The sequence below is a fragment of the Flavobacterium sp. LHD-80 genome (genome assembly GCF_030929605.1).
Classification (GTDB): domain Bacteria; phylum Bacteroidota; class Bacteroidia; order Flavobacteriales; family Flavobacteriaceae; genus Flavobacterium.
Map to the genome: position 1 here is coordinate 127,803 of NZ_JAVFVS010000001.1, position 14,185 is coordinate 141,987.

Consider the following 14,185-nt stretch of genomic DNA (forward strand, 5'->3'; position numbering starts at 1 on the left):
TTTATGAAGAAAGTTCTTTTTCTGATAGTTGCGATTCTTTGTTCATGTCAATCAAATAAAAAAGAAAATTCAGGAGGAAATCCGGAATTAAATTTAACTCCAAATCCATATTTCACAGCAATTAAAGTCAATGACGTAAAGCTTGGTAAGCCGGTTTTTGGCGATTGGTTGTATTCGCATCCAGAAAAAGGGCAGAGTTTTGAGCAATTCATAAATACAAAACATATTGTACCAACAAAAGAAGAAAATATTATTTATTTGCAACCAATAGGAGAATTCGATTCGTTGAAAGTCAAACAAATTGAATTGGTTCGTCAATATTTAGAACTATTTTTTCAGTTGAAAACAAAGGTTTTGAAAGAGGTTTCAAATGATATTATTCCCAAACATGTTAGAAGAAAAGGAGAGCTTGGTCAAGAGCAATTTTTGGCAGGATATATTTTAGACAGTGTTTTAAAGAACGAAAAACATGATAAAGGGATTGCTTTAATGGCGATAACAGAAAAAGATTTGTATCCAAAACCAGAATGGAATTATGTTTTTGGGCTTGCGTCTTATAGAGATAAAATCGCTGTAAGTTCGATTCACAGGCTGTATGACAAAAAAATGGAAGGAGCAGATTTTAGTTTATGTTTAGAGCGATTGCTTAAAATTTGTTCGCATGAAATTGGACATATGTTTGGTCTGCATCATTGCATTGAGGCCGATTGCGTGATGAATGGCACGAATAGTTTGTCTGAAACAGATGAACATTCACTCAGATTGTGTTCGCTCTGCCAAAGAAAACTAAATTCAGGATTCAAATATGATAATGTAAAAAGGCTGAAAGAATTAGAAGAGTATTTTAAAGAAAATAACCTGGCAGACGGATTAGCATTAATGAAAAAAGATATTGAAAAAATTTAAAAAGAATAAAATGGCAACGAGCAAAGAATTTATAAAAGGTGACGATATAGAATGGGAAGTAGTAGGCGAAGGAATTAAACGCAAAATTTTGGCTTTTGATGACCGAATTATGCTTGTAAATGTTCATTTTGAAAAAGGTGGCATCGGCGTCCTGCACGATCATTACCATTCGCAGGTAACTTATATTGCGAGTGGAAAATTTGATGTAACTATAAGCGGTGTAACAGAAACTTTAAAAGAAGGAGACAGTTTTTATATTCCGCCTCACGCTGTTCATGGCGTTGTTTGTCTTGAAACCGGAATGCTTACAGATGTTTTTAGCCCTGTCCGCGAAGATTTTTTAAAATCTTAAAAGTCAGTGATATTGGTGCAAAAATATCCTGATCGTAACTTGAATTTGAAAAATTTATAGATTTTTTAAAGTTTTGCTAAAGATTAGAGTGGTATTTTTGCACCATGAATTTATCTAAAACCAATGTCTTGTTTATGGCAGTTTGCACTGGTCTTATAGTTGCAAATCTTTATTACTGCCAGCCTTTGATTGTTTTAATTGCCAACGAATTTAAAATTCCCGAAGCCAGCGCTGGAACAATAACGTACCTTACGCAGGCTGGTTATGCAATTGGTCTCTTTTTTATGGTGCCACTTGGTGACAAATTAGAGCGTAAAAAACAAATTTTGATTACCACTTTTGCTTCTGTAATCGCGCTATTGATTGCTGCAACAGCCAAAAGTTTTCTTATTTTACAAATCGCTTCTTTATTGATTGGAATCACATCGATTGTGCCACAGCTTATTTTGCCTTTGGCAGCTTCTTTAAGTACGCCAGAACAGCGTGGAAAAGTTATCGGAACAATTATGAGTGGTTTATTGGTCGGAATTTTGCTTTCCAGAACTTTAAGCGGACTTATTGGCCAAGTCTTAGGCTGGAGATCGATGTTTTATATCGCTGCCGGAATTTGTCTTTTGATCTTTTTCGTGATTCAAAATAAATTTCCAGTTAATAAACCACAGTTTCAAGGAACTTACGGGCAATTGATTCAATCCTTATTTGCACTTATAAAAACACAGCCGGTTTTACGCGAAGCCACAGCAATTAACGTGTTCAGTTTTGCTCAGTTTGGTGCTTTTTGGACTACAATGGTTTTATTGCTTTCCGGCGAACCGTTTGGTTTTAATAGTGCTACAATTGGTTTATTCGGAATTGTAGGTGCTTCTGGAGCTTTGGCGGCGCCTTTGGTTGGTAAAATTGGAGATAAAGGAAATTCTAGAATTGCCGTTGGTTATGGTTGTTTATTGATCTTGATAAGCTTTCTCATTTTTTATTTTTCGATAGAAAGCGTAATCGGAATTGCGATTGGAATTGTATTTATTGATATAGGAATTCAAGGTGTTCACATTTCAAATCAAACCCGAGTTTATTCATTATTGCCAGAAGCTAGAAACAGGTTAAACACAGTTTTCATGTCGTTTAGCTTTTTAGGAACTGCTGCCGGATCTGCGTACGGGTTATTACTTTGGAAATTGGGAGGATGGCATGCAGTTGCACTTGGATGTGTTGGCTTATCAGCATTGGCATTTGTCGTTTATGGACTTACTTATAAATCTAAAAATAGAAAGACAAATTGATAAATAATTAATTTGTAAATTTGCATTCGAATAAAAAAAAATACAACATGGAAAACGGAATATACGCTAAATTTAATACTAGCAAAGGTTCGATTTTAGTAAAATTGACGCACGATTTGACACCAGGAACTGTAGGAAACTTTGTTGCTCTTGCAGAAGGAAATATGGAAAATAAAGTGAAACCTCAAGGACAAAAATTCTATGACGGATTAAACTTTCACAGAGTAATTGCTGATTTCATGATTCAGGGTGGATGTCCTAAAGGAACTGGAACTGGAGATCCTGGATATAAATTTGATGACGAATTCATTCCAAGTTTAAAACACGATCGTCCGGGAGTTTTGTCTATGGCAAACTCAGGTCCTGGAACTAACGGTTCTCAATTTTTCATCACGCACGTTCCAACTCCTTGGTTAGACGGAAAACATACAGTTTTTGGTCATGTAGTAGAAGGACAAGATATTGTTGATGCTGTTGCTCAAGGTGATGCTCTTGAAACTTTAGAAATCATTAGAGTTGGAGAAGAAGCTCAAAAATGGAATGCTATTGAAGCTTTTATCGGTTTAAAAGGTGCACGTCTAAAAAGAGAAGCGGCTTTAAAAGCAGAATCTGAAGCAAAAATGGAGCAATTAGCTGCTGGTTTTGATAAAACTGAAAGCGGTTTACGTTATAAAATGATTCAAAAAGGAGAAGGTAAAAGAGCTGAAGCAGGAAAAACAGTTTCTGTTCACTACGAAGGTTCTTTAGAAAACGGAAAAGTTTTTGATTCTTCTTACCCAAGAAAAAAACCAATCGAATTTAAATTAGGAATTGGACAAGTTATCGAAGGATGGGACGAAGGTATTGCTTTATTACAAGTTGGAGACAAAGCTCGTTTTGTAATTCCATCTGATTTAGCTTACGGACCATCAGGTGCTGGAGGAGTTATTCCACCAAACGCAACTTTGATTTTTGACGTTGAATTAATGGACGTTAAATAAGAATATAAGAGCAATTTAGTATTATTTTAAATAGTAATCCCATATGCCGCGGCATATGGGATTTTTTTATATTTACTTAAAATAAAAACAAACCAAAGCAATGAAATCAAAAATTTTAACTTTAACCGCAGCAGTGCTATTACTAGTTTCGTGCGGTACAAAAAAAGCGCCTGCAGCTCCTGTTGCACCAGCAGCGCCTGCGGTTACTGAAACTGTAAAAGCAAAGGAATTAACTCCAGAACTTGCTGCAGGGAAAAGCTTATATGAAAACAGCTGTGCAAAATGTCATAAGTTGTACGAGCCGACGAAATTTACGAAAGAAGAATGGCAACCAATTTTGGTTCGCATGCAGAAGAAAGCAAAAGTAGATGATACTAATATGGCTTCGATAACAAATTATATCCACTCGCAATTGTAATAATTTGCAGTTAAACAAAAACAAAAAAACTATTCAGAATTGAATAGTTTTTTTGTTTTCAGACAGATATAAAAAAACACCTTCATATAAATGAGGTGTTTAAAAGTTTACGAAGTAGGAACTTCAGCATTTTTTACTGCAATTATTTTTAAAGTTTTGATTCCGGCCGGCAATTCCCAATCGACTTGATCATTTTCTTTAAAACCAATAATAGCCACGCTTAAAGGTGCTAAAATTGAAATTTTCGATTGCTTTAAATCGGCAGACGAAGGGAGGACAATTTGTATTGTCATTTGTTTCTTGGCTATTACATCTTCAATCGTTACAAAAGAATTTATTCTGATAACCGAAGAGTCTAAATCGCTTTCCTTACTTATAATTGCGCGATCTAATTCTTGTGAAAGCTGATTAGCTTCTTTAGTATTTGTTGAATTTTTGCTTTTTAAAATCAACTCTCTTAAAAATTGATATTCTGATTTAGTGAAAGTGGGTATTGGTTTCATATCTGTTTGAATTTTAATGTTGTTTGCTTTGAATGAATTTTCTTCTTTTAGAATAAAGAAAGCAAGTCGTTTCATTACCTTATAAAAGGCTGAAATTTTAAAATGCTTAAATGTGGAAAAACAAAAAAATATCTGACCAAAATTTGATTTTGTCAAATAAGATAAAGTTTTAAAAAAATGTAAATCCTCCGCCTGAAAGAAGAAATGAAATAGACGGAGGCCTAATTAATAAAGGCCTTGCTATGTGAAATAAATACAGCCGAAAGCGGTTTTCTTGGAGAAGAAAACAGTAATAACGAAACTGTAATTAGTAGCAGCGTGCTCACGATGAGTAATTTTTAGCTTGTTTTACAAAGATAACAAACTTTTTTGAAAGTTTATTTCCATTTGATATTACAGCCAATACTTGGTTTCTGGATCTCACTCAAAGTTCGGTTGTAAATTAAGGCGTCGATAGCGCCTCTTAAATCACTTCCGCTTAACGGAATTCCATTTCCTGGTCTTGAATCGTCTAGTTGGCCTCTGTAAAATAATTTATTTTGGCTATCAAATAAAAAGAAATCAGGTGTGCAGGCTGCATCATAAGCTTTCGCGATTTCTTGAGTTTCATCGAATAAATACGGAAAATCGATTTTGTTTTTAAAGGCAAAATCGGTCATCATTTCTGGAGAATCCTCAGGATATTTTTCGATATCATTGCTTGAAATGGCTACAATTCCTAATCCCTGAACACGATAATCATTGGCAATCATTACAATTTCTTTAATCACGTGAAGTACAAACGGACAATGATTACACATAAAAATGACAAGCGTTCCTTTTGAACCTTTCAAATCTTCAAAAGAATAGGTGTTGTTTGAATTGGTATCTTTTAAATAAAATTCGGGAGCTATTGTTCCAAGCGGAATCATATTTGAAGGAGTTCGTGCCATTTTACAGATAATTTATTCTCAAAAATAGGCTTATTTCTGTAAATAAAAGAGCACAAGAAAGAATTCTTTTACTGTTTGACTTTTTGACGCAAATAATAAGATTAAAATGATTTATAAAAAAGTGATGAAAAAAACTCCCGCAGATTCTGCAGATTTAGCGGATTATTTTTTTTGAAGTTTTAAAATATCTACTAAATCTGCAGAATCTGCGGGAGCTATTTTATCAATAGATTTGTTTATGAATTCAAAAATTCAAGTAAATCTTTATTTAGTTTGTCTTTTTCGGTATAAAATAAACCATGTGGTGCGCCTTCGTAAACAATGAAAGTATTGTTTTCTATTGCTTTTGCTGTTTTTTCTGAACTGATTTCGATAGGAACATTTTTATCATCAGTTCCATGAATTATTAAAGTTGGAACCTTAATGGTGTGAAGTTCATCTCTAAAATCGGTCGTGTTTAAAGATTCGGCACATTGCAAAGTTGCGCGTGGCGAAGCTACAGAACATAAATTTCTATAATATTCTAACAAAGGTGTGCTTAAAGGTTTGTTGATAATATTTACCCCAAAGAATATTTTTCCAAAATTATCTAGAAAACCAATTCTGTCTTCTCTAATCGCTGTTGCGCTAGATTCTCCTTTTTCTTTTGGGCGTCCTTCAGGATTGTCTTCCGTTTTTGCTAAAAATGGGATAATTGACGAAATTAAAGCAGCTTTAGTAACGCCTTTTCCCTGATGTCTGCTGAAATATCTAACGACTTCTCCACCACCCATAGAAAAACCAACTAAAGTCACATCATCTAGTTGCAACTGTTCAATAATTTCGTTTAAATCATCAGTCAAAGTATCATAATCATAACCATCCCAAGGTTGCGATGATTTACCAAAACCACGACGGTCATAAGCAATTACTCTGTAATTATTCTGAACCAGAAATTCTATTTGATATTCCCACATCTCGTTTGAAAGTGGCCAGCCGTGAATGAGAATTACGGGTTTTCCTTTTCCATAATCTCTAACATAAAGTTTTACATTTTTTGCAGTTTCAATATATTTATCACTATTTGATTTATTAACTTCATAATCGAAATCTTTGAGAGAAATGCCTGGAGTTATTACACTATTTTCCATTTTATATGTTTTTACTGTTAGTTTCATTTAATTGTCTCGTAAAATTAAAAGTGAAGCCAGAAAAACTAGTTATAGAATTAGTGCAATTCATTACAAAATTATAGGTTTGTAAATAAACTAGATAGCTTACAAAATGGATTTAACTTGGAACGAATTTGAAAGAACCGATATGCGTGTTGGAACCATTGTTGAGGTAAACGATTTTCCCGAAGCAAGAAAACCAGCATTTCAATTAACGATAGATTTTGGTTCCGAAATTGGAATCAGAAAATCATCAGCGCAAATTACAAAGCGCTATAAAAAGGAAGATTTAGTTAATAGACAAATCGTTGCCGTTGTCAATTTTCCTAAAAAACAAATCGGAAAATTTATGAGCGAATGTCTTGTTCTTGGCGCTGTAGGAGAGGAGGGAGATGTTATTTTACTTGCTCCGGATTTTAAGATAGAAAATGGACTTAGAATAGGGTAGTTTAGTGTTCAGTGTTCAGGTTTTTAGTGTTCAGTCTTTAATTGCAAAAACAACTGAACACTAAACAACTGAACACTGATCACTAGAAGTTAAGCTGAACACTGATCACTAGAAGTTAAGCTGAACACTGATCACTAGAAGTTAAGCTGAACACTGATCACTAGAAGTTAAGCTGAACACTAAAAACCTGAACACTGATCACTTTTCAATATTCGCGATCAACTGATTCAAAATCACTTGTCCTTCTTCCCAATATTTTAAATCCGAATCCGAATTAATGTGTCCTTGTTTTCCAACGTTTACAAAATCGCTTCCCCATTTTTCGGCAAAATATTGTTTTCTTTCGAAGGTAGCATACGGATCATTTTCGCTTGCTACAACAATTGACGGAAATGGTAATTTATAAAGAGGCATTGGTGAAAAATTCCTAACAATATCTGGAGTATGTTCAGGCGAATCGACATCTGCGGGAGCAACCAATAAAGCACCTATAATATTTTTGTTCGAATTGTTTTCTGCCCAATGCAATACTAAAGAAACCGCCAGACTGTGAGCAACTAAAATTGTTGGATTTTCTAATTTAGCAATTTCTTCATTTAAGCGCGAAATCCAGTCTTCACGAAGCGGTTCGTCCCAATTGTCTTGAACTAAACGAATAGAATTTTTAAATTTATCGTGCCAAAAGGTCTGCCAGTGTTTGTCTCCAGAATTTCCTAATCCAGGTAAAATCAATAATTGTGTGTCCATTGCCGTGGAATTTTATTGTGTTTATTTTTTGGTTTGTTTTTCTTTTAAAATTCGATTTATCTCATTAACAAGCAACGGAAAACCAGGTTCAGTCATTCCGTGACCGTAACCGTCTAATTCATAAAGTTTGGTTTGTGTATGACCCAAGAGTTTCATCATGCGGGCCATATAAGCGTTTTCTTCATAACGTCCCAGCATTTCTAGTTCACGATCTCCAGTAATCAGTAAAAGTGGTGGAGCATCGGCACGAACATGATATAAAGGTGCGAAAGCATCAATTGTTGGCTGTTTTTCAGGAATTCCGTTCTGTCGTCTAATTTCAAAATGGGTAATACATTGTCCGCTAAACGGAATAAGTCCAGCTATTTTATTGGCATCAATTCCTTCTTTTTGAAGCCATTTTTTGTCCAATCCAGTCATTAAGGCTAAATAACCGCCAGCAGAATGCCCTGAAACGAAAATCTGCGAAGCATCACCTCCATAATTAGCAATGTTGTTAAAAGTCCATGCTATAGCAGCTGCAGCATCTTCAATCGCTTTTTCTGCTTTTACTTTCGGCGAAAGCCTATAGTTAACGCCAATAATAGCAAAACCTTTATTTTTTAAAGCTTCCGGAATTTCCTTGTTTCCGCCCGTCAATCCACCTCCGTGAAACCAAATTATTGTAGCAAAATTTTTAGTGTTTTTTGGATAATAAATATCTAAAACGCATCTTTCATTTATGTAACTGTCAGATTTATTGATTGAAGCGTTATAATATTGAATATTTGATTTGGTGTCGTATTCTAATTTTTGAGCAAATGACGAAGCAGTTATGAATACGAAAGCAAATAAGAGAATTAGTTTTTTCATTTTTAATGTTTTACAGATTTAGTTTTTCAGAATCTAAAATCTGAATTCTAAAATCTAAAATTTTTACCTCGACTAAAATTATAGAATTTAAATATATAAAAAAAGTCCAAAATGCTGGACATATTGGACTCGTACTTTTTAAAAAGTTATTTGGGACTAAATATCATCAAAATCAATATCAGTAAAACTAGATCTTTGTCCTTCAGTTTTGTCAGAACCGTATTCTTTTTTAAAATCTTTTTGGTGTCTTTCAGAGATTACTTCTTCGCCTTTGTGGTTCAAGACGTATGAAGTCATTTCTTCTAGTATTTCGGCAAAAGCACTAAAATCTTCTTTGTACAAGTAAATTTTGTGTTTTTTAAAATGAAAAGAACCATCTTCTTCAGTAAATTTTTTACTTTCGGTAATCGTGATGTAGTAATCGTCAGCTTTAGTAGCTCTCACATCAAAGAAATAAGTTCTTCTTCCTGCTCGTAATACTTTAGAAAAAATCTCTTCTTTTTCTAACATGTCATTTTCTCTCATAATACGTTCTATCATTTTTTGGAATTAATAGTAATCAAAAATCATAAAAAATTATCTATTACACAACAATTAAAGTAATTCTTTTTCCGAAAGTTGTTTTAAATATAACGATGAATAATAGCCTTCCTGATTTATTAATTGATTATGAGAGCCTTGTTGAATTATTTTGCCATCCTCTAAAATGATAATCTTGTCGGCATTTTTAGCCGATGAAACTCGGTGGCTTACAATAATTGTAGTTTTATTTTTACAAATTTCAAATAAATTATTTAAGATAGTTTCTTCCGTTTCTGTATCAACAGCCGAAAGGCAATCGTCAAAAAGTAAAATCGCCGGATTTTTAATTATAGCGCGCGCAATTGATACACGTTGCTTTTGTCCGCCAGAAAGTGTAATTCCTCGTTCGCCCAAAATAGTGTCATATTGTTTGTTGAATGCTATAATATTGTCATGAACTACAGCATTTTTAGCAGCTATAATAACTTCTTCATCGGTCGCATTTTGATTTCCGAATTTGATGTTATTTTTGATAGTGTCTGAAAATAAAAAGGCATCTTGAGGTACAATTCCGATGTTGTTTCTCAGATCATTTAAATTTAAAGTGCTGATTTCATTTTGATCAATTGTGATTCTTCCTTCGGTAACATCATATAATCGGGAAATCAAAGACAAAATAGTCGATTTTCCAGATCCGGTTTTACCCAAAATGGCTAAAGTTTCTCCATTTTTAACCGAAAAAGTTACATTTTTTAAAGCTTCAATATTTGTATCTTCATAAGTGTAGCTAACATTTTCAAAAGCAATCGAACCTTGAATTTCTGATGGATTTGGATTGTTGTTTTTGATTTCTGGCTCGATTTTCAAAAACTCATTTAAACGTTTTTGAGAAGCTTCAGCTTCCTGAACCATTGATGAAACCCAGCCTAAAGAAGCTACGGGCCAAGTAAGCATGTTTACGTACAGAATAAATTCGGCAATGGTTCCAATATTCGGAATCGTTCCGTTGATATACATAATACCACCAAAATAAATTACTACCAAATTACTGATTCCGATAAGCGCGATCATAAGTGGGCCAAAAAGCGACTGAACTTTGGCTAAATCTAAACTTTTACGTTTGCTTTCTTCAGACAGATCAACCATATTATTTTGATGTTGATTTTCTAAAGAATAGGCTTTTATTACTCTAATTCCAGAAAATATTTCCTGCGTGAAACTAGAAACTTTTGAAAGATATTGCTGGAAAGTAGTACTTCGTTTGTTGATTTCGGAACTTAACTTAAAAATGCAGTAAGAAAGAATTGGCAAGGGAAGAATCGTATATAAAGTCAATAACGGCGAAACATTATACATATATATTATCACGATTGCAAAACGAATAAAAGTGTTAATTGTGTACATAACGGCTGGACCAACGTACATACGAACTTTTGAAACGTCCTCGCTAATTCGGTTCATCAAATCTCCCGTGCGATTTTGTTTGTAGAAATTTTGCGAAAGTACCTCGTAATGTTTAAAAACTTCATTTTTTAAATCAAACTCAATATGGCGCGACATTACAATCAATGTTTGGCGCATTAAAAAGGTTAAAAATCCAGCTACAATCGCACTTCCAATGATTAACAACACATTATTGATCAAATCTTGTCTGTAGAAATTTCTGATAATTGATGAGTTTTGGTCTGCTTCTGAGAGTTTTAGAAAGCGTTCAATGACATCAAAAGAGTGGCTGACAAGTTTTGGTGTAAATAAAAAGAATATTTGTGCGATTATTGTGATTAAAATTCCAAAGGAAAAACTGAATTTATATTTGACAAAATATTTATTTAAATAGCTTAATTCTTTCATTTTTTTAAGAAATGTGATATTGATTTGATTTAAAATTATGAATTATTGTTAATTAAAATTATAATAATCTGCGTTTTAATCAAAACAATTATATTGTAAAATTGTTATTTTAAAGATAAAAAATTAGCACATGTGTATTTTTTAATTATGTTTGAGAAGTCTTTTTGACAAATTCATAATTTTAACTAATTAATACTAGCGCTATGGATGCAACTTTCGCAACTGGAAAGGAACTTCAAAAAATGGATCCTGTTTTTGGTCAATTATCTTTTGACGATCACGAACAAATTGTATTTTGCAATGACAAAGATACAGGTTTAAAAGCAATTATTGGTATTCATAATTCGGTTATGGGACCAGCTTTAGGAGGCACCAGAATGTGGAATTACAACACAGAATGGGAAGCTTTAAATGATGTTTTACGCCTTTCAAGAGGTATGACTTATAAATCTGCCATTACTGGACTTAATATTGGCGGTGGTAAAGCTGTTATTATTGGTGATGCTAAAACGCAGAAAACTCCTGAGTTAATGCGCAAGTTTGGAGAATTTGTTCACTCTTTAAGCGGAAGATATATTACTGCTGAAGATGTTGGAATGGAGACAAAAGATATGGATACTGTAAGAGATGTAACGCCTTACGTTACTGGAATCTCTGAAGAAAGAGGTGGTTCTGGAAATCCTTCTCCTGTAACAGCTTACGGAGTTTATTTAGGAATGAAAGCCGCTGCTAAAAGTCAGTTTGGTTCTGATGTTTTAGATGGTAAAAAAGTTTTGGTTCAGGGAATTGGACACGTAGGTGAAGCTTTGGTTGAGTATTTGACTAAAGAAGGCGCTAAGGTTACAATTTCAGATATCAACGAAGAAAAGTTATATGAAGTTGCTCAAAAATACAACGCAACAATTTATACAGGTGAAGATTTGTATGCTGCTGACGTTGATATCTACGCGCCGTGCGCAATGGGAGCAATCATCAATGATAATACAGTAGATAAAATTAAAGCTAAAGTTATTGCTGGTGCAGCAAATAATCAATTAGCAGACGAAAATGTTCACGGTGCAAGATTACAAGAAAGAGGAATTTTATATGCTCCTGATTTCTTGATCAATGCTGGTGGAATCATTAATGTTTATGCTGAATTAGCAAACTACGGTAAAGCCGAAATCATGACTAAAACCGAAAATATCTATAACACTACTTTAGAAATTATCGATTATGCTGTGAAAAACGGAATTACAACGCATAAAGCAGCGCTTACAATTGCTCAAAATCGTATTGATGCGAGAAGAATTGAAAACGCAGCGAAATAATTAAGTGTTCAGTGTTCACTTTTTAGTGTTCAGTTTATAGTCTAAGTCTCAGTTTACAGTTTTATCTGTAAACTGAGACTTTTTTTATCTGTAAACTTAGACTGACCACTAAATACTGATAACTGACCACTAAATACTGATAACTGATCACTAAAAACGGAGACTGACCACTGAATTCTGAAAACTGACCACTAAAACCATGACTTTTTTGCGAATAAATTTTAATATCAGGATTGAAATTCTTAATTTTGCACTCTAATTTTTAAAAGTTCTTACAAGGTGGTAAATAGAAGACACATACGCGTTAAAGTAATGCAATCCATTTATGCAATGCATCAAAGCGGTTCTGATAATATGGAAAAAGAAGAAAAATTTCTTTTTTATAGCATAGATAATATTCAGGACTTATATCTTATAATGCTTTCTTCATTGATTGAAATTTGCAAAAAAGAATCTGTTTTTTTACATCTTTCAAGCAAAAAACACCTTGCAACTGCAGCAGAACGTAACCCAAACGAAAAGTTTGTTAAAAACAAAATTTTTCAGCTTCTTGCCGAAAGCAACTCTCTTAGCATTGCTTTAGAAACTCGTAAAATCAATAACTGGTCTTTAAATGACGATTATATCATTTTGCTTTTAAATGATATTAAAGCAAGTGATATTTACAAAAAATACATGAGCAATACTGTCAATACATTTGAAGAAGACAGACAATTTATAATTGATTTGTTTGAAAATGTTATTGTTCCGAATGAGAAATTATATGAATATCTTGAAGATGATAAATTAACTTGGGTTGATGATATTCCGGTGGTAAACACGCATATTATCAAGCAATTAAAAGCGATCAAAACAGATGATCCAGATGCTTTTAGAGTTCCGAAATTATACAAAGACGTTGAAGATAAAGATTTTGCTAAAGATTTATTTAGACGTACCGTTTTGAACGAAGCGGTTTTGGCAAAAGAGTACGATGACAAAACACCAAACTGGGACAGCGAGCGTATTGCTGAAATTGATACCATTATTCTGAAAATGGCAATCTGCGAATTTTTGAAATTCCCTTCGATACCAGTGAAAGTAACTCTTAACGAATATTTAGAAATTGCAAAAGAGTATTCTACACCAAAAAGCAGTATTTTTATCAACGGAATTTTAGATAACCTTGTTAAAGAACTTGAAGCCAATAAAAAAATGGTGAAAGTAGGAAGAGGGTTGATGTAAAATTTAAAATAAAAAAATAATTTTGAGTTGTCACTCTGAGCGAAGTTGAAGAGCCAACGCAAAAAAAAAATATTAATATAAATCAAAAACAAACTTAAATTATGGGACAATTATCTCAATTTGCACCGTTCCTTTTAATGTTCGTGGTAATCTATTTCTTCATGATCAGACCACAACAAAAAAGAGCGAAAAATGAAAAAGAATTTGAAAGCAGCCTAAAAGTAGGTGATAAAATAATTACTAAAAGTGGTTTTCACGGTAAAGTTGTTGAACTTGGAGAAACTACAGTTGTAATCGAAACAATGTCTGGAAAATTAAAATTAGAGCGTTCAGCTATTTCTTTAGAATTGAGTGCTACTTTGAATAAAAAAGCTTAATTTTTTTTTAAGAATTTTCAATTTAAAAATCCCAAATTCCTTAACGGAGTTTGGGATTTTTTTTGCACAATCTTGTCATTCCGAGGAACGAGGAATCCTCACAAGCAGCTCCGCAACGAAAATTGCCAATCTTTGTAGAGTTTCTCGTGTGATTTCTCCCTTCGGTCGAAATGACATCACTTTGTACTTTAACTAGAATTGACACAATCTTGTCATTCCGAGGAACGAGGAATCTTCGCAAGCAGCTCTGTAACGAAAATCGACAATCTTTGTAGAGTTTCTTGTGTAGATTCCTCGTTCCTCGGAATGACAAACTTTACCGGTAAATTTTGTTA

Annotated in this window: 16 protein-coding genes; 9 read left to right on the forward strand and 7 right to left on the reverse strand. The window is 33.4% G+C overall.

The features are described 5' to 3' along the window. Nucleotides 1-3 precede the first annotated feature (3 nt). The 5 genes from RB619_RS00530 (at nt 4) to RB619_RS00550 (ending at nt 3,933) form a co-directional block, all read left to right on the forward strand. Nucleotides 4-906 (forward strand): archaemetzincin family Zn-dependent metalloprotease, encoded by a 903-nt coding sequence (locus RB619_RS00530; protein ID WP_308092734.1) that lies wholly within the window; start codon nt 4-6, stop codon nt 904-906. 10 nt (nt 907-916) lie between these two features. Then, the gene (locus RB619_RS00535; RefSeq protein WP_308092741.1) at nt 917-1,258 is read left to right on the forward strand and encodes a cupin domain-containing protein; all 342 of its coding nucleotides are present in this window, start codon (nt 917-919) and stop codon (nt 1,256-1,258) included. A 134-nt stretch (nt 1,259-1,392) separates the two neighbouring features. Then, on the forward strand, nt 1,393-2,535 hold the full coding sequence (locus RB619_RS00540) for an MFS transporter (RefSeq protein ID WP_308092748.1): 1,143 nt from the start codon (nt 1,393-1,395) through the stop codon (nt 2,533-2,535). Nucleotides 2,536-2,582: 47 nt separating this feature from the next. After that, nucleotides 2,583-3,515: a peptidylprolyl isomerase gene (locus RB619_RS00545; RefSeq protein WP_308092753.1), complete on the forward strand. Its 933-nt coding sequence runs from the start codon at nt 2,583-2,585 to the stop codon at nt 3,513-3,515. A gap of 100 nt (nt 3,516-3,615) precedes the next feature. Further along, nucleotides 3,616-3,933: a cytochrome c gene (locus RB619_RS00550; RefSeq protein WP_308092755.1), complete on the forward strand. Its 318-nt coding sequence runs from the start codon at nt 3,616-3,618 to the stop codon at nt 3,931-3,933. 107 nt (nt 3,934-4,040) lie between these two features. Here the strand turns inward: RB619_RS00550 and RB619_RS00555 are convergent, their stop codons facing one another. From RB619_RS00555 to RB619_RS00565, 3 genes are all read right to left on the reverse strand, one after another. Beyond that, nucleotides 4,041-4,436 carry a GreA/GreB family elongation factor gene (locus RB619_RS00555; RefSeq protein WP_308092757.1) on the reverse strand — a complete coding sequence of 132 codons (396 nt, stop codon included), beginning with the start codon at nt 4,434-4,436 and terminating at the stop codon, nt 4,041-4,043. Nucleotides 4,437-4,813: 377 nt separating this feature from the next. Then, a complete protein-coding gene (locus tag RB619_RS00560; RefSeq protein ID WP_308092759.1) occupies nt 4,814-5,368 on the reverse strand; it encodes a thioredoxin family protein in 555 nt (184 codons plus the stop codon). 236 nt (nt 5,369-5,604) lie between these two features. Beyond that, nucleotides 5,605-6,498 (reverse strand): alpha/beta hydrolase, encoded by an 894-nt coding sequence (locus RB619_RS00565; protein WP_308092761.1) that lies wholly within the window; start codon nt 6,496-6,498, stop codon nt 5,605-5,607. A 133-nt stretch (nt 6,499-6,631) separates the two neighbouring features. On the opposite strand from RB619_RS00565, the gene RB619_RS00570 reads away from it, so the two are divergent. Continuing rightward, the gene (locus tag RB619_RS00570; protein WP_115886341.1) at nt 6,632-6,967 is read left to right on the forward strand and encodes a tRNA-binding protein; all 336 of its coding nucleotides are present in this window, start codon (nt 6,632-6,634) and stop codon (nt 6,965-6,967) included. A 198-nt stretch (nt 6,968-7,165) separates the two neighbouring features. On the opposite strand, the gene RB619_RS00575 is transcribed toward RB619_RS00570, so the two are convergent. The 4 genes from RB619_RS00575 to RB619_RS00590 form a co-directional block, all read right to left on the reverse strand. After that, entirely contained in the window at nt 7,166-7,714 is a 549-nt protein-coding gene (locus RB619_RS00575) for an alpha/beta hydrolase (protein ID WP_308092764.1), read from the reverse strand. A 21-nt stretch (nt 7,715-7,735) separates the two neighbouring features. Then, the gene (locus RB619_RS00580) at nt 7,736-8,566 is read right to left on the reverse strand and encodes an alpha/beta hydrolase (RefSeq protein WP_308092767.1); all 831 of its coding nucleotides are present in this window, start codon (nt 8,564-8,566) and stop codon (nt 7,736-7,738) included. Nucleotides 8,567-8,722: 156 nt separating this feature from the next. Next, complete coding sequence (locus tag RB619_RS00585; protein ID WP_133525240.1) at nt 8,723-9,091, reverse strand: PUR family DNA/RNA-binding protein; 369 nt, start codon at nt 9,089-9,091, stop codon at nt 8,723-8,725. Between the two features lie 69 nt (nt 9,092-9,160). Then, entirely contained in the window at nt 9,161-10,939 is a 1,779-nt protein-coding gene (locus tag RB619_RS00590; RefSeq protein WP_308092769.1) for an ABC transporter ATP-binding protein, read from the reverse strand. Between the two features lie 203 nt (nt 10,940-11,142). Between RB619_RS00590 and RB619_RS00595 the strand changes: the two genes are divergently transcribed. The 3 genes from RB619_RS00595 to yajC all read left to right on the forward strand — a co-directional run bounded on the left by RB619_RS00595 (nt 11,143) and on the right by yajC (nt 13,850). Then, nucleotides 11,143-12,249: a Glu/Leu/Phe/Val dehydrogenase gene (locus RB619_RS00595; protein ID WP_308092771.1), complete on the forward strand. Its 1,107-nt coding sequence runs from the start codon at nt 11,143-11,145 to the stop codon at nt 12,247-12,249. 312 nt (nt 12,250-12,561) lie between these two features. Then, nucleotides 12,562-13,473: a transcription antitermination factor NusB gene (gene nusB / locus RB619_RS00600; RefSeq protein ID WP_308093968.1), complete on the forward strand. Its 912-nt coding sequence runs from the start codon at nt 12,562-12,564 to the stop codon at nt 13,471-13,473. Between the two features lie 101 nt (nt 13,474-13,574). Further along, nucleotides 13,575-13,850, forward strand: coding sequence for a preprotein translocase subunit YajC (yajC, locus tag RB619_RS00605; protein WP_308092774.1), 276 nt, complete (start codon nt 13,575-13,577; stop codon nt 13,848-13,850). Nucleotides 13,851-14,185: the final 335 nt, after the last annotated feature.

Excerpts from the sequence above, each read along its gene's own strand:
- RB619_RS00530 (WP_308092734.1), top strand. The coding sequence starts at position 4 with ATGAAGAAAGTTCTTTTTCTGATAGTTGCGATTCTTTGTTCATGTCAA.
- RB619_RS00585 (WP_133525240.1), bottom strand. The coding sequence starts at position 9,091 with ATGAGAGAAAATGACATGTTAGAAAAAGAAGAGATTTTTTCTAAAGTA.
- RB619_RS00555 (WP_308092757.1), bottom strand. The coding sequence starts at position 4,436 with ATGAAACCAATACCCACTTTCACTAAATCAGAATATCAATTTTTAAGA.
- RB619_RS00550 (WP_308092755.1), top strand. The coding sequence starts at position 3,616 with ATGAAATCAAAAATTTTAACTTTAACCGCAGCAGTGCTATTACTAGTT.
- RB619_RS00580 (WP_308092767.1), bottom strand. The coding sequence starts at position 8,566 with ATGAAAAAACTAATTCTCTTATTTGCTTTCGTATTCATAACTGCTTCG.
- RB619_RS00560 (WP_308092759.1), bottom strand. The coding sequence starts at position 5,368 with ATGGCACGAACTCCTTCAAATATGATTCCGCTTGGAACAATAGCTCCC.
- RB619_RS00535 (WP_308092741.1), top strand. The coding sequence starts at position 917 with ATGGCAACGAGCAAAGAATTTATAAAAGGTGACGATATAGAATGGGAA.
- RB619_RS00575 (WP_308092764.1), bottom strand. The coding sequence starts at position 7,714 with ATGGACACACAATTATTGATTTTACCTGGATTAGGAAATTCTGGAGAC.
- RB619_RS00540 (WP_308092748.1), top strand. The coding sequence starts at position 1,393 with ATGGCAGTTTGCACTGGTCTTATAGTTGCAAATCTTTATTACTGCCAG.
- yajC (WP_308092774.1), top strand. The coding sequence starts at position 13,575 with ATGGGACAATTATCTCAATTTGCACCGTTCCTTTTAATGTTCGTGGTA.
- nusB (WP_308093968.1), top strand. The coding sequence starts at position 12,562 with ATGCAATCCATTTATGCAATGCATCAAAGCGGTTCTGATAATATGGAA.
- RB619_RS00545 (WP_308092753.1), top strand. The coding sequence starts at position 2,583 with ATGGAAAACGGAATATACGCTAAATTTAATACTAGCAAAGGTTCGATT.
- RB619_RS00590 (WP_308092769.1), bottom strand. The coding sequence starts at position 10,939 with ATGAAAGAATTAAGCTATTTAAATAAATATTTTGTCAAATATAAATTC.
- RB619_RS00595 (WP_308092771.1), top strand. The coding sequence starts at position 11,143 with ATGGATGCAACTTTCGCAACTGGAAAGGAACTTCAAAAAATGGATCCT.
- RB619_RS00565 (WP_308092761.1), bottom strand. The coding sequence starts at position 6,498 with ATGGAAAATAGTGTAATAACTCCAGGCATTTCTCTCAAAGATTTCGAT.
- RB619_RS00570 (WP_115886341.1), top strand. The coding sequence starts at position 6,632 with ATGGATTTAACTTGGAACGAATTTGAAAGAACCGATATGCGTGTTGGA.